The sequence below is a fragment of the Cohnella candidum genome (assembly GCF_003713065.1).
GTDB classification, from domain to species: domain Bacteria; phylum Bacillota; class Bacilli; order Paenibacillales; family Paenibacillaceae; genus Cohnella; species Cohnella candidum.
In genome coordinates, this window is the sequence record NZ_CP033433.1 from 1,932,602 (window position 1) to 1,952,044 (window position 19,443).

Sequence of the window (19,443 nt, forward strand, 5' to 3'; positions counted from 1 at the left end):
TCATTCCGTTACCGATCGTTCCATGTCTTCCTCGAGATGGGCGGTGCAATTGTGGAGCAGCGGCGTCCACTCTTCGCCCTGGTTCTCCATAATCGTAAGCGAGACGTTCTGCAGATGGGAATCGTCCAAGCCCCGGCACAACGCGTGAAGCATTCTCGCGAGGAAGCTGCCGTGCGTGACGATCAGCCAAGCTTCGCCGGCATGGCGTTCCGTCCATTCCTTCACGAACGACAGCCCTCTGGCCGTCACCTGCTCGTCGCTTTCCTGATCCGGAACGCGCCGCCTCCAGTCTTCCCCCCAACGCGCCAGCCGTTCCGGCAGCGTCGTCCCTTCGGCTGCGCCGAAAGAGCGCTCTCTCAACCGGCTGTCCCGATGGACCGGGATGCCGAGCCTCTGCGCGATGATTTCCGCCGTCCGCGCCGCCCGGGACAAGTCGCTGCAGGCGATGCCTTGCCATCCGCCTTGCTCCCTCTCCAGCCGGCGCGCCAGCTTCTCCGCCTGCAACTCGCCTTCCGGACTGAGCGGAATGTCGGTCACGCCTTGAATTTTGCCCAAGCTGTTCCACTCCGTGATCCCGTGCCGGATCCAACCGAGACGCGTCGCCTTCTCCGTCATGAACGCACCCGGGAAAACCAGTTCAGGATCAGGAGCATCATGATCATGCCGAGCAGCGACAACGCAACCCAATATTCCGGCATCACCGGCGAAACGTGCAGCACGATCGGGTCGCTCAGGCTCGCGACCGGAACGTCGACGGTTTGGGTGCTGACGCCCGTGCTCGCGGGAACGGCGTTCACCGAGGCCAGTACGTCCGTGCCGCCGTCAGGTCCGCCGGAAAAACGATTCCAAGCCGTGTAGAGGAATCCGCATCCGAACACCGCCAGCAGCGCGGCCAAGAGTACGGCGACCTTCTTCCGGAAGCCGTTCGTAAACGCGTAGGTTTTGCGAACCGCCGGCATGTACCAAGCGTGGTCGGCGTAAATCCGGTCCATGACCTGCCGGTTCAGGCTGTCCGCGATCCATTCGCGTTCCGGGGCTTCGTCTTCGATCGGCAGTCCGCGGATCAGCTCCGCGCTTTCCTCCCACAGCCGGAATTCCTCCTCGCAGGCCGGACATCCCGCCACGTGGCGGTCCACCGCCAGACGTTCCGGAGAGAGCTCGGGCAGATCGTGATAGATGCCGAACCATTCCGAAGTCTCTTCACATTTCATCGCAGTTTCATCTCCTCGTACTCCTTCATCATGGCCGGTTCGTTGAAGTACGATTCCAATTGCGTCTTCACGCTGGCTCGGGCACGAAACAGCAGCGATTTGACGGAACTGACCGTCTGATCCAGGATGTTGGCGATCTCCTGATAATCCAATCCCTCATATTCCCGCAGAATAAGAGCGGAACGTTGTTTCTCCGGCAAGCTGTTGATAGCCTCGCGGACCATCAGCGTCTTCTCGTTGCGAAGCAGGCTTTGTTCGGGGCCCGCTTCCGCCGGAGCGGCGGGTATGTAGGTGGTATCGTCCAGGGAAACGTGCGCCGATTTCTGCTTGCGCAGCTCGCTCAGCACCGTATTCCGCGCGATCGTATACAGCCAAGTCGAAAAAGAAGCATCCACCTCGCGGAACGAATGCAAGCTCCGGAAGGCTTTGTAGAATGACTCGGAACAGAGATCCTCCGCCATCATTTCCAGCTTCGCGCTTTTCAGCATATGATAAACAAACGCCAAAATCTTCTTTTGATAACGGTTCATCAAGACGGAATACATCTCGACGTTGCCGTCCTTGATTTCACGGATTAATTGGGAATCCGTCAACATACCCGCGACCCTCCCCCCCTTACAGGGTGAACGTTCGCAGCCGGCATCAAAACGTTATACCGGCCAAAAACGAAAAAGTTGCGCTCACGCGCACAGTTGCATCAGATGAAACCAGATTTTTACAAATCCCACATGTAATTGTAACACAATACACGCCGGAAAGACTTTAAATATTTCTCAAAATGCAGGGGATATTGCCCTATTTTACATGCTTAAGACCTATAAAAATAGTGGAAATTCTCTCATAATCCTCCGAATTGCCGCATATTTCGAGCGGGAGGCAAAAAAAAACCGCCCATGACGGGCGGCCGCACAGAGTGCAAGTATTGGATAGGAGTGGAGAGAAACCATACTGTACTTTTATTATATGTATCCGTTTTCATTTTGTCAATAAGCGTTTACATAAATTGAAGGGACGGAAACCGGCATACGCCGATTCCGTCCCCCGTTTCATAAATGCACCGCGTATTCGAGCGATTTGAGCAGCGCCACCGCCTGGTCCTTGTCCCGTTCTTCGCGGAACGAAAGCCGAAGGACGCCGGGCACGTCTTCCCGGCTCTCGATGATCTGCAGATTGCTGAGGTTGATGCGGGCTTGGCCCAGTTCCGTGGCGATTTTGCCGATAATGCCGGGATGGTCGGGCACGTCCACATAGCATTCGTACAAAGAAGTGATCATGCCTTTGCGCCGTTCAGGAAGTCCGGAACGGAAACGCCCCGCGCGGCTGAACGCCTCAGCCACGCCGTCCCCGTCGTCGCTTTCGAGAAGCGACCGGAACTTGTCCATTTCCGTGCCCCAATCGTCCAGCAGCTTCAACAGGACGGCCTTGTTGTTCAGCAGGATGTCCCGCCAAATTAAGGGGTCGCCGCTCGCGATCCGGGTGATGTCGCGGAAACCGCCGGCCGCGAGGCTCGCATAAAGCCCGTTGCTCTCATTATAGGCGGCGATCTGGTTCACCAGCCCCACCGCGATCATGTGGGGAAGATGGCTGATCGCGCCGACGATATCGTCGTGCAGCCGGGCGTCCGCCGTGACGATGTGCGCCTTGGTCCATCTCAGCAGCGCTTGCAGGCGCGCAAGCGCTTCGGGCGGCGTCTCTTCCGTCGGCGTCAGCACGTAATAGGCGTTTTCGAACAAGTAGGAGCTCGCCGCTTCCACGCCCGAACGTTCCGAACCGGCCATCGGATGCCCGCCGATGAAGACGGCGCCCTGGCGGTTCAACTTCATGCCATGGCTGACGACGGATGCTTTGGTGCTCCCGACGTCGGTCACGATGCAGCCTTCCTTGAGCGGCAGACGCGACAGCTCGTCCACGTAATCCTCGAGGCGGCCGACCGGCACGCAGAGGAACAGGAAGTCCGCGCCCTCCGCCGCTTCCCGGATCGAGACGGTCGCCTCGTCGACGACGCCCCGATCCAGGTATTTGCGGGCGGATGCCGGATTCACCGAGTGGCCGACGACGGTCACGCCCGGTTTTCCTTTGAAACAAATCGCCAGGGACCCGCCGATCAGCCCGACGCCGAAAATCGCGATCCGAATCGGATCCGCTTGCGTAAAGTCTCCGTTAGTGCCGTTCATGCCCTCACACCTTGGCTTCCTGCAGGACCGCTTCCAGCGCTTCGATCACTTTCGCGTTCTGCTCCGGGCTGCCGACGGTGATGCGGATATGGTGCGGGTAGCCCCGATGGCCTCCCCGCACGATGATGCCTTTGCGCAGCAAGGCGTCGAACACTTCGGCGGCCGGACGCTGCGTGTCTACCATGATGAAGTTGCCGTACGCCGGGAACGAAACCAGGCCGAGACGGTCGAACGCCTCTTTCAGCGTGCGGAGGCCTTCCTTGTTGATGCGGCGGCATTCTTCCACGAACGCCTGATCCTCCAGCGCCGCAAGCGCGGCGGCTTGGCCGAACCGCGACGTATTGAACGGCTCGCGGACTTGGTTGATCGCGCGGATGACGTCCGGTTGGCCGATGCCGTAACCGACGCGCAGCGAAGCTAGCCCGTAGATTTTGGAAAACGTGCGGAGCACGACGACGTTCGGGTACCGTTTGAGCACTTCCAACCCGTCCGGATAGGTAGGATCGTCGATGTATTCGCAGTAGGCCTCGTCAAGGACGACCATGACGGAAGCCGGAACGGCGGCGAGGAAAGTCTCCAGCTCGTTTTGGGTGACGATCGTGCCGGTCGGGTTGTTCGGATTGCAGACCCAGACGACTCTCGTCCGGTCCGTCACTTTATCCAACATCGCGGGCAGGTCGTGCGTCCCGTCACGAAGCGGCACTTCGACGATGACGGCGTTTTCGATCTCGGCGTTGTGCTTGTATTGAGGGAACGTCGACGCGGCCATCACGGTCTCGTCGCCGGGACGCAGGTACGCGCGGGCGATCATGAGGATGATTTCGTCCGAGCCGGCTCCGAAAATGACTTGGTCGGGATGGACGTCGTGATGGCGGGCGACGGCCGCGGTCAGCTCGACGGCCGCGCCGTCCGGATAGATGCTGATGTTGGCGACTTCCTTCGAGATCGCTTCTTTCGCTTTCGGGGAAGCGCCGAACGGATTTTCGTTGGACGCGAGTTTGATGACTTCGGTCAGGCCCAGTTCCCGTTTGACGTCTTCGACGGGTTTGCCCGGTTGGTACACCGGCAGATGGGCGACATTCGGTTTCGGTTGCATGGACGTACCTCCTGAAACGCTTAAATGGAAAACGGAGCGTCGATCGCTCCGTTTCGGAATGATGATTCAATTGTGACACAACCCATTCGCCCTGTACAGATGGAAAAGATCGTTCAACCGACGCGTTGCGGCTTTAAAGCGGCGATGAAGTCACGTACGGCGGCGATTCCTTCGGCCTTCCGATCCGCATCGTCCGCAATGAGAAGCGGCAGCGACTCTTCAACCTTGCGCACGATGGCGCTGCCGACGATGACTCCGTCGCACTGGCCGGCCAAACTCTCCGCCTGCTCGCGGGACGAAATGCCGAAGCCGACGCAGATCGGCACACTGGCCGCCTTGCGTACCGTGGCGAGGAACGCCCCGATGCCTTCGTGGAATGAACTCCGTTCGCCCGTTACCCCGAGGGACGACACGCAATAGACGAAGCCGCTCGCGCGGGACGCGATCCGCTCCACCCTGGCTTCCGAGGTCGGCGCCACGAGCGGAATGAGATGGATCCCGTGCCGGTCCGCGATCTCTTTCGTTTCCGCGTCTTCTTCCATCGGGAGGTCGGGAATGATCGCCCCGCTGAAGCCGTTCTCTTGGAGAAGCCCGAAGAAACGTTCCAAGCCGAGCTGGAGAGCGGGATTGAAATACGTGAAAATGATAAAAGGCATGCGCACTCCCTTCTCCCGTGCCTTGGAAGCTACCCCGATGCAATCGGTGAGGGAGATGCGGTTTTTCAACGCCCGCTCGGAAGCCCGCTGAATGACGGGGCCGTCGGCCAGCGGATCGGAGTACGGGATGCCGAGCTCGATCATGTGGGCTCCCGCCGCTTCCGCAGCCTGAACGAGCGCGACCGACGTCTCGAGGTCGGGGTCGCCCATCGTCATGAACGGGATGAGGGCCGTTTCGCCCGACTCCTTCAAACGCGCGAACACTTCGTCAATGGCATTCGTCGTGATGGCAGCGCTCATTGCTGATGGCCCCCTTCCGCTTCCGCTTCGTACTTCAGGATGGATTCGACGTCCTTGTCGCCCCGTCCGGACAAGTTGATGACGAGGATCTCGTCTTGCTTCATCGAACGTCCGGTTTTGAGCGCCTGGGCGACGGCGTGCGCCGATTCCAGCGCGGGGATGATCCCTTCCGTGCGGGAGAGCAGCTTCAGCGCTTCGAGAGCTTCCGCATCGGTAATCGGCACGTACTCCGCCCGCTTGATGTCCTTGAGATAGGAATGCTCCGGCCCGATGCCGGGATAGTCGAGGCCGGCCGAAATCGAATGCGCCGGCAGCACTTGTCCGCCTTCATCCTGCAGGACGTAGCTCATCGAACCCTGGAAAACGCCGGGACGGCCTTTGGTCATCGTCGCCGCGTGCTCTTCCGTGTCGACGCCGCGCCCAGCGGCTTCGACGCCGATCAGTTTCACGCCGGCATCACCGACGAACGGATGGAACATGCCGATCGCGTTGCTGCCTCCGCCGACGGCCGCGATGATCGCGTCCGGAAGACGGCCTTCCGCCTCCAGGATCTGATCGCGCGTTTCCAGCCCGATGACCCGCTGGAAGTCGCGGACCATCATCGGATACGGATGCGGACCGGTCGCCGAACCGAGGATATAGTAAGTATCGTTCACGTTGCTGACCCAGTAGCGCAGCGTTTCGTTGCAGGCGTCCTTCAGCGTCCGGGTGCCGGACATGACCGGAATGACTTCGGCGCCGAGCAGCTTCATCCGGAAGACGTTCAACTGCTGGCGTTTCGTATCCTCCTCGCCCATGAACACCTTGCACTCCAGGCCCATCAAGGCGGCGACGGTGGCCGACGCCACGCCGTGCTGGCCGGCGCCCGTTTCGGCGATGACTTTCTTTTTGCCCATCCGTTTGGCGAGCACGGCTTGGCCGATCGTGTTGTTAATCTTGTGAGCGCCGGTATGGTTCAGGTCCTCGCGCTTCAGGTAGATTTTCGGTCCGCCTACGTGCCGGCTCAACCGTTCCGCGTAATAGAGGGGCGTCGGGCGCCCCGAATATTGCTTTAACAAATAACGGACCTCCGCCAGGAAATCCGGATCGTCTTTATATCGGTTATACGCGTCCTCGAGTTCGATAAGCGCGTTCATCAGCGTTTCCGGCACGTATTTGCCGCCGAACGGGCCGAATCGCCCGTGCTGGTCCGGTACTTGCATCATGTTCGGTACACCCTTTCCGCGAAGGCCGCGATTTTGGTTAGGTCTTTGGAGCCGTCGGTCTCCACGCCGCTCGATATGTCGACGCCGTCCGGCCTGTAAGAGGAAATCAGTTCCGTTACGTTGTCCGCGGTAAGTCCGCCGGCTACGAACAGCCGCAAGCCGTGGGCTTGCGCTTTGTCGCGGTAGGCGGGAATGAGATCCCACCGGAACGTCCGGCCCGTTCCGCCGCCCGCCGTATCGATCAGGACCGCGGACACGATTCCTTCATAATCGGCCAACCGGTCCGTTCCTGTCAAGCCGAGCGCTCCGTCCTCATGCTCTGCATCGGCCGGCAGCGCGCGCCACACTTCGACGCCGAACCTCTCGGTTATCTCGCGGCAGAACGCCGGCGTCTCGCGTCCGTGCAACTGAACGACGTCGAGCGGTGCTTGGTCCAGCACCTCCGCGAGCTGCTCCATCGTCGGATCCACGAACACGCCGACGGCACGGGGGCGCCGGCCTTCCTTCATGGTGACTTCGGACACGGCCTTAAGCAGGCCGGCCGCCTGCTCCGCCGTCACTTGCCTCTTGCTCGGCGCGAACACGAACCCGACGAAATCGACGGGCATCCCTTGCATTCCCCTAATGGTGTGCTCGTCGCGAAGTCCGCAAATTTTCACCAGCGGCTTGGCGGTTTCCGGCGTCATCGCTGCACGCCTTCTTCCCGTTCCGCCGCCGGACCCAGCAGCGCTTCCACCGCGGCGCCCGGATCGGGCTGGCGCATGAAGTGCTCGCCGACGAGTACGGCTTGCGCTCCTGCCTTGCGAACGAAGGCGATGTCGTCCGGCGTGCCGATCGCGCTCTCGCTGATCGCGACGACGCCCGAGGGCATAAGGCCGATCAGCTGCTCGGTCACGCGAAGATCGGTCTCAAACGTGCTGAGGTTGCGGTTATTGACGCCGATCAGCGTCGCTTGGCCGAACTCCAGCACCGTTTCGAGCTCCGCCCGGTCGTGCACCTCGACGAGCACGTCGAGCCCGATGCCGCGGGCTAACCCATGGAACGAAGCCAGTTGGGCCGGCGTCAAGATCGCCGCGATGAGCAGAATGGCGTCGGCGCCGATAAGGCGCGCTTCGTAAATCTGCCGCTCGTCGATCGTGAAGTCTTTGCGGAGCAGCGGCACGGAAACCGCTTCGCGGATTTGCGTCAAATATTCGTTGCTTCCTTGGAAATATCGTTCATCCGTCAGGACGGAAATGCAGTCCGTGCCCGCCGACTCGTAGGAGCGGGCCAGCGTGACGGGATGGAAATCGGGGCGGATCAGCCCTTTGGACGGGCTGGCTTTCTTCACTTCCGCAATCAAGCCGACCGGACGGCGGCGGTTGCGAAGCGCGCTCTCGAAGCCGCGGCACGGCGGCAGCTCCGAGATCGCTTTCTCCGCTTCGGTCACGGACAGCCTCTCCTGCAGGGCTGCGACTTCTTCCTTCTTGGTGGCGACGATTTTATCAAGAAACATGGTTCAATTCTCCCGTCGTGGCGACCCATTGCCGCAGTTTCCCTTCGGCCTTGCCGGAATCGATCGCTTCCGCGGCGGCTTTCACGCCGTCCTGAAGCGTCGCGGCCCGGCCGGACACATAGATGCAAGCTCCGGCATTCGCCAGGACGACGTCGCGGTAGGGGCTTTTCTCGCCGCCGAGCACGCGGCGGATGATCGCGGCGTTCGTCGCCGCGTCGCCTCCCTGCACCGCGCCGAGAGGCACGGTCATCAATCCCAGCTCTTCCGGCGTGATGTCGTACGTCTTCACTTCGCCGTCTTTCAGCTCCGACACCTGCGTCGGCGCGGAAAGGCTGATTTCGTCCAGGCCGTCGTAGCTGCCGACGACCATCGCCCGCTTCAGCCCCAGCCGGGCGAGCACTTCGGCGACCGTCGCCGTCTTCGTGCGGTCGTACAGGCCGATCAGCTGCCGGTCGGCATTCGCCGGATTCGCGAGCGGTCCGAGCATGTTGAAAATGGTCCGCACGCCGAGTTCTTTCCGCGGCGCGGCTGCGTGCTTCAGCGCGGGATGGTACAGCTGCGCGAACATGAAGCAGATGTTCTCGCGGGCCAGGCAATCCGCCGCCTGCTGCGCGGTCAGCTGGATGTTCACGCCTAATGCTTCCAGCACGTCCGCGCTGCCGGCTTTGCCCGACATCGCCCGGTTGCCGTGTTTGGCCACGCGGGCTCCGGCGGCCGCCGCGATGATCGCGGATGCGGTGGAGATGTTGAATTTGTGGATGCCGGAGCCGCCGGTGCCGCATGTGTCGAGCAGATCGGCATTCTCGGTCTGAACGCGGCTGGAGAACGAACGCATCGCCTCGGCGAAGCCGGTAATCTCGTCGACGGTTTCGCCTTTCATGCGCAGCGCGATCAACATGGCGCCGATCTGCGCGGACGTCGCTTCCCCTTGCATGATCGCGGTCATGATCTCGAAAGCTTCCTCCCTCGTCAGGTCCCTTCCGCCGGTCACCGCGGCCAATCCTTGCGGAATGCCGAACAACGTCTTGCCGTTACCCGTCAACAGTTCCATCCCGATTCTCCTCCGTTCGCGATTTCAATCGTAATCCAGATTCGTCCTGCGGTCCCCGGCCGCGGCGAGCGGCGGGAAGGCGGCTTCCGCCGCGCGGATCGCTTTCAGCATCCCTTTGGCTTTATTGACCGTTTCCTCGTATTCTTTCTCCGGCACGGAATCCCACACGATACCCGCCCCGGCTTGCACGTAGGCTTTGCCGTTTTTGAAAATGATCGTGCGGATCGTGATGCACGTGTTCAGGCTTCCGGAGAAGCCCAGGTAACCGATCGCTCCCGCATAAGCGCCTCTCGCCTCGTTTTCGAGCTCCGCGATGATTTCCATCGCCCTCAGCTTCGGAGCTCCGGACACCGTCCCCGCAGGGAGGCAGGACAGGAAGGCGTCGAAGAAATCCTTATCTTTGCGAAGCCTGCCCGTGACGTTGGAGACGATGTGCATGACGTGCGAGTAACGCTCGATCTGCATGTAGCTGTCGCATTTGACGGTGCCGTATTCCGAAACCCTGCCCAGGTCGTTGCGGCCCAGGTCGACCAGCATCACGTGCTCGGCTCTTTCCTTCTCGTCGGCCAGCAATTCCTTTTCCAGCGCCTCGTCCTCTTCCGGCGTTCTGCCGCGCGGCCGCGTTCCGGCGATCGGACGGGTTTCCAGCTTGCCGTCGTCCACTTTGACCAGCGCTTCCGGGGAAGTGCCGACGATCATCTCGTCGTCCAGCTTCAGGCAGTACATGTAAGGGGAGGGGTTCATCGTCCGGAGCACCCGGTAAACCTGCAGCGGATCAACTTCCGTCTCGATGTGGAACCGCTGGGAAAGCACGACTTGGAAAATGTCGCCGGCCCGGATATACTCTTTGGCCTGTTCGACGTTGGAGAGGAACTGCTCTTTCGACAGGTTGGAGTGAATCGTTCCGAGCTCCGGATCCTGCGGCGGTGCCCCTCTGGATTCGACCAACGGCAGCGGCCGGCGAAGCCGTTCGATCGTCGCTTCAATGCCCGCTACCGCTTCCCGGTAGGCGGCTTCGATGTCGCGGTCGGTCGCGCCTTCGCGCACGTGGACGTTTCCGATTACGAGCACCTGCTGCTTGAGGTGGTCGAATACGATGACCTTGTCGCAGAACATGAAGTTCATATCGTCCATGTTCAAATCGTCCACGCGGTGAGGAGGCAGCTTCTTCTCGTAATATTGCAGCAGGTCGTAGCCGAAAAATCCGATCGCTCCTCCGGTGAACGGGGGCAGCTCGGGAAGGGCGGGACTGCGGTACGCTCTAAGCTTCTCCCGGATCAGCCCCAGCGGATCGGTCGTCCGGATCTTGTCGGTAACGCCGCCTTGCTCGAACGATACCTCGCCGCGTTTGAGCCGCATGACCAGGAACGGGTCGGTGCCGATGAAAGAATAGCGGGCCCATTTGACGCCGCCTTCCACGCTTTCGAGCAGAAACGCCCTGCGATCCCGCCTGAACTGTTGAAACACGCGGATCGGCGTTTCCGTGTCGGCCATTAACCTGCGCACGACGGGGATGACGTTATAGGTTCCCGCCATTCTGATCACGCCTTGAAGCTCCTGCTGATCCATCTGTCCCTCTCCTTTAAGCCCGATTGCCGAACGGAAAATAAAAAAGCACCTCTGCTCCGCAGAGATGCCGTGGTTACAATAGAGTTCGTTCCGAAAACGCGCATGAAGGCGCGAACGGATAAACGCCGCCTGTCCGCTTCGGCTATGACGCTGCCAACGGATACGGTTCCTCTACTCTACTCGACTCTGCTCGGCTCGCATTTCGCGTAAGTGATCGACCCTCCGGCCGACCGTTCCGCGCTGCGAATGTTTACACTATATCATGGCATGAAAAAACCGTCAATCGAATGAGGTCCGGTTATTTCGCCGACAAATCCGGCCGGAGCGCCTGGGCGCCGCCCAAATAGACGTGGCGAATTTCGGCCTGCGACATGTCGGTGTTCACGAGCACCATCAAGCGGATGCAGCGCGCGAGGCTTCCCTTTACCGGGATCTCGACCGAACACATAAGCGGAACGAGCTCCCAGCCCGCCATTTGGCGAATGGCGCGCGCCGGGAACGTGGCGTCCAAATCCTGCGTGACGGTGACCCAGACGCAGGCGATGTCTTCCGGCTGAATCCGGTTTACCGCGACGATTTCGTTCAACAAGACGATCGATGCGTCCAAAATCTGTTTTTCGTCATTGGCGTCCACCGTGATGGCGCCTCGAATCCCTCTCGTGCTCATGCTTCCCCGTTCTCCTCCCGCAATTGCTCCACGATCTCCCTCACCCACGCCGCCGGCACATCGCTGCGGATTTCCACGCTGCCCAGCGACGTCGGAACGACGAACACCATGTTGCCTTCCGTGAATTTCTTGTCATGCTGCATCGCTTTCATTACGGCGTCCGGGTCGATGCCGGACGGAATCCGAACGGGCAGACCGAATTTGCGGAAAATCCGCTCCGTCTCTGCCGAGATCTTTGGATCATAGCCGAACCGCGCCGCGAGACGGGCGGAACCGACCATGCCGATCGCGATCGCTTCCCCGTGCAGAAGCTGGCCGTAACCGGCAACCGCCTCCAGGGCGTGGCCAATCGTATGGCCGAGATTCAAGATCGCGCGAAGGTCGTTCTCCCGCTCATCCTTGGATACGACGGCCGCTTTGACCTTGCAGCCCTCGTACAAAGCGTAGCCGAGCGTATCCGGATCGAGGGCCAACATTTTCGCCGCGTTGTCGTCGCACCATTGCACGAAGCTCTCGTTCCAGATCAAACCGTGCTTGATCACTTCGGAAAGGCCCGCCCTCACCTCGCGAATGGGCAAGGACTGAAGCGTATCCATATCATAGAGGACGAATTCCGGCTGGTAAAAGGCTCCGATGATGTTTTTGGCCAAGCGATGGTTAACCGCCACCTTGCCGCCTACGCTGCTGTCGTGGGCCAAAATCGTCGTCGGCATTTGGACGAACCGGACGCCGCGCATGTAACTGGCCGCGACGAAGCCGGCCAAATCCCCAACGACTCCGCCTCCGAGAGCGATCACCGTCGACTTCCGGTCAAGGCCCGCTTCCAGCGCGGCCGTGATCAAGTCGTCGAATACCGCGAGCGACTTCGACGACTCCCCGGACGCGACGACGGCGCGGCTCACGGTATAACCGGCTTCGCGAAGCGACCGCTCGACCGTCGGCGCGTACCGTTCCTCAACCGACGCATCCGTTACGAGAAGAATCGGCGCTTTGACGGGAAAGCCCCGTTCGGCGAACAAACTTCCGGCGGAGGCGAGCAAACCCGTTCCGATCAGGATCGGGTAGGAACGTTCGCCGAGATCGACGGTCAATTCCCTCGTCGCGCCTGCCATCAGTATTCCGCCATCTGCTGCTTGTAGTTCTCCAGGTTCGCCTGGATTTCTTCCATCGAATCGCCGCCGAATTTTTCGAGGAAAGCCTTGGCGACTTCCCATGCCACGACGTGCTCCAGCACGACGCTGGCCGCCGGAACCGCGCAAGCGTCGGAACGTTCGACTTGTGCGGTGAACGGCTCTTTCGTATCGATGTCGACGCTGGCGAGAGGTTTATAGAGCGTCGGGATCGGCTTCATGACGCCGCGCACGACGATCGGCTCCCCGTTCGTCATGCCGCCTTCGAAGCCGCCAGCATTATTGGAAGCCCGATGATAGCCCTTCTCTTCGCTGTACAGGATCGGGTCGTGCACGAGAGAGCCCGGACGGCGCCCGGCTTCAAAGCCGATGCCGATTTCCACGCCTTTGAACGCGTTGATCGACATGACCGCCTGCGCGATCCTTCCATCCAGCTTGCGGTCCCACTGCACGTGGCTGCCCAAGCCGACCGGAACGCCTTCGACGATGCACTCCACGGTGCCTCCGATCGTGTCTCCATCCGCTTTCGTTTGGTCGATCAAGTCGATCATGCGCTGCTCGGCCGCTTTATCCGCCACGCGCACCGGGGATTCCTCGGTGACCCGGATCAGCTCGTCGATCGGCAGATTCGGCGTTTCGGCGACGATGTCGCGAATCGACACGACATGACCCGCCACCTTGATGCCGAACTTCTCGAGAAATTGGCGCGCGATCGCGCCGACGGCCACGCGAGCCGCCGTCTCGCGCGCACTGGAGCGTTCCAGCACGTTGCGCAGGTCCTTCAGGTTGTATTTCAATCCGCCGTTCAAGTCCGCATGGCCCGGACGGGGACGATGAACGCGCCGCTTGGCTTCGTCGTTCCCCTCGATCGGCTCTACGTTCATGACCGTGGTCCAATGCTTCCAATCCTTGTTCTCCACGACGAGCGCGACCGGAGCTCCCGTCGTGCGTCCGTGGCGGACGCCGCCGACGATTTGGGCGGTGTCGGTCTCGATTTGCATCCGACGTCCGCGGCCGTGCCCCTTCTGCCGGCGCTGCAGCTGGAAATTCAAAGCCTCGAAATCCAGCTCCAGGTTGCTGGGCAGGCCTTCGATAATGGCCGTCAGCTGCGGACCGTGCGTCTCCCCTGCTGTCAAATAGCGTAAACTCAACTCCGGTTCCTCCCTCGTGTTCCTCGAAACCCGCATATGCGTTTTGTTCATTATAGTACAGCGTTAAAGCGTTTGACAAGAAAAGAGCCCGTCACGAACGGACGGACTGCTTCACTGGCATTCTTCTATGCGCGTCGCCGGCTTCCCGGATCAGACGGATGAGCTGAACGTTGTCCACGCCCAGGATCTGCGCGCATTCCTGCACGGAAATCAATCCGTTCCGGTACGCGGCGATGACTTTGCGCTTGTCCATGGTTCCCTCCGCTTGGAAAGATATCCTTAGTATCCGCGGAGGAACCCCAGTCTCATACGCCGCCTGCCGAACGCCGGTAAAAAAACGTGTCCGCCGCCTCCAACCCGTATTGGCCGGGGTTGAAAATCTGCTCCGTGCTGCCGACGAAGAGGATCCCGTTCGGTTTCAGGGCCCCGGCGAACTTGCGGTACAGCCCGGCTTTGGCTTCTTCGGTGAAGTAAATCATGACGTTCCGGCACACGATCAGATCATAGCGGTCCGGGAAAGGATCCAGCAGCAAGTTCTGCTTCTGGAATTTCACCGCTTTCTTGAGCTTATCCGCGACGCGGAAATGGACGCCCGTCTGTTCGAAGTAGCGTTGCCGGTATTCCGGAGGCACGTCCCGCATGGAACGCTCCAAATACAAACCTTCTTTCGCTTTCGCGAGAACGAGCTCATCGATGTCCGTCGCCATAATGGAGGTGCGCTCGAGCGCGCCCAGCGAATCGACCAGCATGGCGAGCGTGTACGGTTCTTCGCCTGTCGAACAAGCCGCGCTCCACACCTGAAGACGCTGTTGGTTCTGCGCCAGAGGCTCCAAGAACCGCTGCTTAAGCAGTTGCCAGCGATTCGGATTCCGCCAAAACTCGGAGACGTTGATGGTCATGCGGTCCAGAAATTCGTCCAGCAGCTTCGAATGCATCATCAACGCCGCGTAATACTCGGCGAACGTTTCGTAGCCGTGCTTCATGCGAAGCGTCGTCAGCCTTCTGCGCATCTGGTTTTCTTTATATTGCGATAAGTCGATGGAAGTGGATTTCTTGATGTTCGCGATAAACCTCGCGAAATCTTCATCTTCGGAAAATCCTCTGGCATTCGATGCTCCCGGGTCTCCCATGAACTCCCGTTCTCCCCCGCTCAGATCCAGGCTTGGATCGCTTTATCGTATGAAACCAGCTCATTTTCTTGAAAGAAAATGGATATTTCGCGCTCGGCGTTCTCGACTGAGTCCGAGCCGTGGATCAGATTGAATCTCGTATGTAGGGCGAAGTCGCTGCGAATCGTGCCCGGATCGGCTTCCAGAGAGTTGGTCTTGCCGATCAGAACGCGGGCTTGGGCGACCGCGTTGTCGCCTTCCCAAACCATGGCGAATACCGGGGAAGAAGTGATGAATTCGAGCAGCGGCGGGTAGAAATCCTTGCCGACATGTTCCGCGTAATGGCGTTCCGCCGTTTCGACGGAAACCTGCATCAGCTTGGCGCCGATCAGCTTAAGGCCTTTGCGTTCGAAGCGGCCGACGATTTCGCCGATCAAGCCGCGCTGCACTCCGTCGGGTTTGATCATCAAATAGGTCCGTTCCATGATCTCTCTCCTTTAGGGGCGGTAAACGGCGCGAAAAACACCGTCTTTCTACATTTTAACATACGCGGGCGCATTAATAACTGCGCTGCGCCAAGAATCGCGTAATTTCCGACAGATTCTTCTTGGCCGGAATTTCGGGAAGCCCGCCGAGCGCCTGAAGCGCTTTGGCAAAGTACCGGTCCGCCAGCCGTTCCGCGGCCGCGATTCCCTTGCTCGAGCGGACAAGCCGGACGGCGGCCGATGAATCTGCGGCGCCCTCGCTGTTCTGGATCGCGGCGATCTCGTCGAGCAGCGCGCCGCGGATCGGCTCGTCTTCCAGCGCATAGAGCACCGGAAGGGTAATGTTGCCTTGTCTCAAGTCGTTGCCCGGGGGTTTGCCGATCACTTTCTCCGTCCCGCAAAGGTCCAGCAGGTCATCCGTGATCTGGTAGGCCATTCCGACGTTATAGCCGAACCGATACAGCGCGGCGCAGACAGCGGGCGGCGCGTTCGTCGCCAGGGCGCCTAGTTGGCAGCTGATGGCGATGAGCAGCGCCGTCTTGCGGCGAATGCGGAGCAGGTAACGCCGCACGTTCTGGTTCACGTTGAAGAAATCGCGGATTTGCTCCATTTCGCCGATGCACATTTGCACCATGGCGCCGGACAGGATCTGGTGAATCCGGGGGTTTTCGAGCTGGGTGATGACGGTCAGCGCCTTGGCATAGATGAAATCCCCGGTGTACATCGCGATCCGGTTGTCCCATTTGGATTTGACGGTGAGCTGGCCCCTCCGGGTTTCCGCGTCGTCGATGACGTCGTCGTGAACGAGCGTCGCCATGTGGATGAGTTCCAGCGAAACGGCCACCTTCTGAAGCGTCTCGAGCGAATACGTTCCGAATTTGCCCGACAACAGCACCAAGACGGGACGAATCCGTTTGCCTCCCGCTTTCAGCAAGTGGAGCGATGTTTCGCTGAGCAGCGGCAAATCCGTCGTCACTTCGCGGGTCATCGTCTCTTCGATCGCCTGCAGGTCGGATTTGAGCGAGGCGTACAGCTGGATCATTTTCATGGCTTCACCTGCAAGGGGATAAATTGCCGGACGCGACGGCCGGCCATTCGGTCAGGTCGACCTCGTTCTGCATCAAGCCCAATTCCTTGGCGTACCGGAAATAGAGCATCAGGCCGGCTTGCTGCTCCGGTCCGAAATCATGGTGCAAATTCGAAAAATAGCCGCGCCAGTAGGCCGGAGTCCCTCCGATCTGACGCAGTGCTTTGGAGACGAGAGGTTCGAGGTCCCGCTTTCCCCGGCTTTTGCTCTCCAGCAATCCTTCATATATGCTGCGGACGGCTTCCGGATGCTTGTCCGCGGCTTCCCGCCGGACAGCCCAGAGCGCGAAGGTCATCCAATGGCCGGTCCATAGATTCCATACTTCACCAAGATCGAGCACCCGATACCCGTGGGTCTGCCACGAAGCTCGGATGGCGTGGTCGCCGATCAACAGCGCCGCGTCCGCGTTCTGCAGCATCCGTTCCAAGGACGGCTCGGCATCCTCGTAGACCGGGTCTCCGCCGTAAAACTTTTTCATGATGATTTTGAGCAGGTTCACGGAGGTGGCCGACGTCGTCGTCAAAGCGATTTTGCCGTGGATAACCTTCTCCAGCGGAGATTTGAGGAACAGCAAAATCGATTGGACGCGGTTCAGCGCGCTGACCGACAAGTTCGGGAGCAAGTAGTACTTGTCCGAGGAAATGCCGTACGCGAACGACGAAATCGCCGCCGCGTCGATCTCCCCTTCCCTCAGCTTGCGGTTAAGCACCGCGGGCATCTCCGAAACCTGCTCGGCGGGATGCCGGAGTTCGTTCGGATGAAAATGGTGAAATACGGGCCATACGTTCGTATAATCGATCCGCCCGATTCGGAGCGGCCGTGCCAGGCCGTCGTTCATGTCATTCTCCCCATCTGTTGTACAAGTTGTGTGCCAGCCCCATGTTGTCCATCACTTTGCCGACCAGAAAACCGACCAGGTCGTCAAGCGATTGGGGACCGTGGTAAAACGCCGGCATCGCCGGAATGATGCGAACGCCTAGACGCGCCAGCTTGAGCATATTCTCAAGGTGGATCGCGTTCAGCGGGGTTTCGCGGGGAACGATGAGCAAAGGACGCCCTTCCTTCAGCATCACGTCCGCTGCCCGCGTCAGCAGGTTCGTCGACGTGCCATGGGCGATCGACGCGAGCGTGCCCATCGAGCAAGGAACGATGGCCATGCCCTCGCAAATAAAAGAACCGCTGGCGATGGACGCGCCGATGTCGCCGAGCGGATGATAAACGAGACGGCCGTCCCCGGCCGCTTCCCCGAACGCCGCATACAAGGCGTCATTCCGTCTGGCCGCGTCCCAGCCGAGCTCTTCCTTCAGCACGCGCCACCCTGCGTCGCTGACGACCAGGTGTACACGGCAATCCGATTCCAGCAGCCGCTTGATGAGGGTCACGCCGTAAACCGCGCCGCTCGCGCCCGTGATGCCGACGACCCACCTGCGCGGCATCGTCGCTTCCGCCGATCCGGCCGTCCTCACCAAGTTCTCACCACCACGAGGTCGATGAACGTAAACACGAATACGACCGCGCTCAGCACGCCGTTCATCGTGAAGAATGCCGCGTTCAGCTTGCTGAGGTCGTTCGGCTTGACGAGTCTGTGCTCATAGAGAAGCAGCGCGCCCGCCACGACGATGCCGGCGAAATACCACCAGCTCAAATCCGTCAGCACGAGCAGCAGCGCGAAGCCGACCGCCGTCAGGGCATGGAACAACCGGGCGATGCCGAGCCCCCGCGCGATGCCGAACCGGGCCGGAATGGAATGCAGACCTTCCTTGCGGTCGAAGTCCACGTCCTGGCAGGCGTAGATGACGTCGAAGCCCGCCGTCCAAAGCGCGACCGTGACGTACAGGATGAGGGCCGGAACGGTCACTTCGCCGGTCACGGCCACCCAGCCTCCCAGCGGGGCGAGACCGATCGTCAAACCGAGCACGACGTGGCATAACCAGGTGAATCTTTTGGTATAAGAATAGAAGACCGTCATGAAGACCGCGATCGGAAGCAGCTTGACCGAGAGGGAATTCAGCTGCGATGCCGCCCAGAAGAGCAAGATAAAAGATACGATGATGAAGAGAAGAACTTCCCCCGACTTCAGCAGTCCCGCCGGCAGCGCGCGGATGGCCGTTCGCGGGTTTTTGGCGTCAATGGCCTTATCGATCAGGCGGTTAAGCCCCATCGCGGCGCTTCGCGCGCCGACCATCGCGAGCAGGATCCAGCCGATCTCGCTCCATTCCGGCAGGCGCCGTTCCACCGCTACCGCGCCGAGTATGGCGCCGACGAAAGCGAAAGGCAGCGCGAAAATCGTATGCTCGAATTTGATCATGTCCAAGAAGACTTTAATTTTGCGGATCATGCCCCGTCATTTCCCTTCGTCCCGATGTGCAGAGCCGCGATGCCCCCGGTGAGCGGGTACGCCCTCACGTTGCGGAGACCCGCGCCGCGGAAGCGCTCCGCAAGCTGTTGAAGGTCCGGAAAAATCGCCAGGGATTCCGGCAGCCACCGGTATTGATCGTATTTTTTGACCAGCCATTTGCCGAGCAAAGGCAGGAGTTTCTCGAAATAGAAATAATAAAGGCCCTTGAAGGGCTGCCAGTCGGGCTTGGAAAGCTCCAGGCAGACGACTTTGCCGCCCGGCTTGGCCACGCGTTTCATTTCCCGGAGCACCTGATCGAGATCGGGCACGTTGCGCAAGCCGAAGCCGATCGTCACGAAATCGAAGGAGTTATCCGGAAACGGCAGCGACATCGCGTTGCCTTCGACCAGCTTGATCCGGCCCGAGAGGCCGAGCTTGTCGACTTTGGCTTGTCCGACGTCCAGCATGTTTCGGCTGAAATCGAGACCGACCGTATCCGCGCCGCTCGCCTCGGCCAGCGCGATCGTCCAATCCGCGGTCCCGCAGCAGAGATCGAGCGACGTTTGCCCGGGTTTCACGTCCATCTTGCGCATCGTGAACTTCCTCCAGGCTTTATGCCGCCTAAAGCTGAGAATATCGTTCATCATGTCGTATTTCGGCGCGATGCTTTCGAAAACGGCATGCACGTGCTGTTTCGATTCGGCTTCCGTCCCCATGCC

21 protein-coding genes and 1 pseudogene are annotated in these 19,443 nt (G+C 60.2%); all 22 read right to left on the reverse strand.

Annotated elements, in window-relative coordinates; all coding sequences use genetic code 11:
- The 22 genes and pseudogenes from EAV92_RS09080 to EAV92_RS09180 all read right to left on the reverse strand — a co-directional run bounded on the left by EAV92_RS09080 (position 1) and on the right by EAV92_RS09180 (position 19,440).
- The gene (locus EAV92_RS09080; RefSeq protein WP_123040785.1) at positions 1-615 is read right to left on the reverse strand and encodes a histidine phosphatase family protein; all 615 of its coding nucleotides are present in this window, start codon (positions 613-615) and stop codon (positions 1-3) included.
- Complete coding sequence (locus tag EAV92_RS09085) at positions 612-1,211, reverse strand: anti-sigma factor family protein (protein ID WP_123040786.1); 600 nt, start codon at positions 1,209-1,211, stop codon at positions 612-614. The genes EAV92_RS09080 and EAV92_RS09085 overlap by 4 nt, the downstream gene beginning before the upstream one ends.
- Positions 1,208-1,807 (reverse strand): RNA polymerase sigma factor, encoded by a 600-nt coding sequence (locus EAV92_RS09090; protein WP_206424296.1) that lies wholly within the window; start codon positions 1,805-1,807, stop codon positions 1,208-1,210. The genes EAV92_RS09085 and EAV92_RS09090 overlap by 4 nt, the downstream gene beginning before the upstream one ends.
- 450 nt (positions 1,808-2,257) lie before the next feature.
- The gene (locus tag EAV92_RS09095) at positions 2,258-3,385 is read right to left on the reverse strand and encodes a prephenate dehydrogenase (RefSeq protein WP_123040787.1); all 1,128 of its coding nucleotides are present in this window, start codon (positions 3,383-3,385) and stop codon (positions 2,258-2,260) included.
- A 4-nt stretch (positions 3,386-3,389) separates the two neighbouring features.
- Positions 3,390-4,481, reverse strand: a complete 1,092-nt coding sequence (hisC, locus tag EAV92_RS09100; RefSeq protein ID WP_123040788.1) for a histidinol-phosphate transaminase — start codon at positions 4,479-4,481, stop codon at positions 3,390-3,392.
- A 113-nt stretch (positions 4,482-4,594) separates the two neighbouring features.
- Positions 4,595-5,437, reverse strand: coding sequence for a tryptophan synthase subunit alpha (trpA, locus tag EAV92_RS09105; protein ID WP_123040789.1), 843 nt, complete (start codon positions 5,435-5,437; stop codon positions 4,595-4,597).
- Entirely contained in the window at positions 5,434-6,642 is a 1,209-nt protein-coding gene (trpB, locus tag EAV92_RS09110) for a tryptophan synthase subunit beta (RefSeq protein ID WP_123040790.1), read from the reverse strand. Before trpB ends, trpA begins: the two co-directional genes overlap by 4 nt.
- Positions 6,639-7,328 (reverse strand): phosphoribosylanthranilate isomerase, encoded by a 690-nt coding sequence (locus tag EAV92_RS09115; protein ID WP_123040791.1) that lies wholly within the window; start codon positions 7,326-7,328, stop codon positions 6,639-6,641. Before EAV92_RS09115 ends, trpB begins: the two co-directional genes overlap by 4 nt.
- Positions 7,325-8,137 carry an indole-3-glycerol phosphate synthase TrpC gene (gene trpC, locus EAV92_RS09120; protein ID WP_123040792.1) on the reverse strand — a complete coding sequence of 271 codons (813 nt, stop codon included), beginning with the start codon at positions 8,135-8,137 and terminating at the stop codon, positions 7,325-7,327. Before trpC ends, EAV92_RS09115 begins: the two co-directional genes overlap by 4 nt.
- Complete coding sequence (gene trpD, locus EAV92_RS09125) at positions 8,127-9,188, reverse strand: anthranilate phosphoribosyltransferase (protein WP_123040793.1); 1,062 nt, start codon at positions 9,186-9,188, stop codon at positions 8,127-8,129. Before trpD ends, trpC begins: the two co-directional genes overlap by 11 nt.
- A gap of 24 nt (positions 9,189-9,212) precedes the next feature.
- Positions 9,213-10,757, reverse strand: a complete 1,545-nt coding sequence (gene trpE, locus EAV92_RS09130) for an anthranilate synthase component I (RefSeq protein WP_123040794.1) — start codon at positions 10,755-10,757, stop codon at positions 9,213-9,215.
- Positions 10,758-11,055: 298 nt separating this feature from the next.
- Positions 11,056-11,424: a chorismate mutase gene (aroH, locus tag EAV92_RS09135; RefSeq protein WP_123040795.1), complete on the reverse strand. Its 369-nt coding sequence runs from the start codon at positions 11,422-11,424 to the stop codon at positions 11,056-11,058.
- Positions 11,421-12,536: a 3-dehydroquinate synthase gene (gene aroB / locus EAV92_RS09140; RefSeq protein WP_123040796.1), complete on the reverse strand. Its 1,116-nt coding sequence runs from the start codon at positions 12,534-12,536 to the stop codon at positions 11,421-11,423. The genes aroH and aroB overlap by 4 nt, the downstream gene beginning before the upstream one ends.
- Entirely contained in the window at positions 12,536-13,705 is a 1,170-nt protein-coding gene (gene aroC / locus EAV92_RS09145; RefSeq protein WP_123040797.1) for a chorismate synthase, read from the reverse strand. The genes aroB and aroC overlap by 1 nt, the downstream gene beginning before the upstream one ends.
- Positions 13,706-13,796: 91 nt before the next feature.
- Positions 13,797-13,958, reverse strand: coding sequence for a hypothetical protein (locus EAV92_RS24520; protein WP_164472704.1), 162 nt, complete (start codon positions 13,956-13,958; stop codon positions 13,797-13,799).
- Between the two features lie 52 nt (positions 13,959-14,010).
- Positions 14,011-14,835 carry a CheR family methyltransferase gene (locus EAV92_RS09150; protein WP_123040798.1) on the reverse strand — a complete coding sequence of 275 codons (825 nt, stop codon included), beginning with the start codon at positions 14,833-14,835 and terminating at the stop codon, positions 14,011-14,013.
- A 20-nt stretch (positions 14,836-14,855) separates the two neighbouring features.
- Entirely contained in the window at positions 14,856-15,299 is a 444-nt protein-coding gene (gene ndk, locus EAV92_RS09155; RefSeq protein ID WP_123040799.1) for a nucleoside-diphosphate kinase, read from the reverse strand.
- Positions 15,300-15,372: 73 nt separating this feature from the next.
- Positions 15,373-16,347, reverse strand: coding sequence for a polyprenyl synthetase family protein (locus EAV92_RS09160; protein WP_123040800.1), 975 nt, complete (start codon positions 16,345-16,347; stop codon positions 15,373-15,375).
- 4 nt (positions 16,348-16,351) lie between these two features.
- Positions 16,352-17,224 (reverse strand): menaquinone biosynthetic enzyme MqnA/MqnD family protein, encoded by an 873-nt coding sequence (locus tag EAV92_RS09165; protein ID WP_123040801.1) that lies wholly within the window; start codon positions 17,222-17,224, stop codon positions 16,352-16,354.
- 1 nt (position 17,225) lies between these two features.
- A pseudogene (locus tag EAV92_RS09170) lies at positions 17,226-17,855 on the reverse strand (UbiX family flavin prenyltransferase); the annotation flags it as partial.
- Entirely contained in the window at positions 17,849-18,724 is an 876-nt protein-coding gene (locus EAV92_RS09175; protein WP_123040802.1) for a UbiA-like polyprenyltransferase, read from the reverse strand. The pseudogene EAV92_RS09170 and the gene EAV92_RS09175, both read right to left, overlap by 7 nt.
- Complete coding sequence (locus EAV92_RS09180; protein WP_123043652.1) at positions 18,721-19,440, reverse strand: demethylmenaquinone methyltransferase; 720 nt, start codon at positions 19,438-19,440, stop codon at positions 18,721-18,723. The genes EAV92_RS09175 and EAV92_RS09180 overlap by 4 nt, the downstream gene beginning before the upstream one ends.
- Between the last annotated feature and the right edge of the window lie 3 nt (positions 19,441-19,443).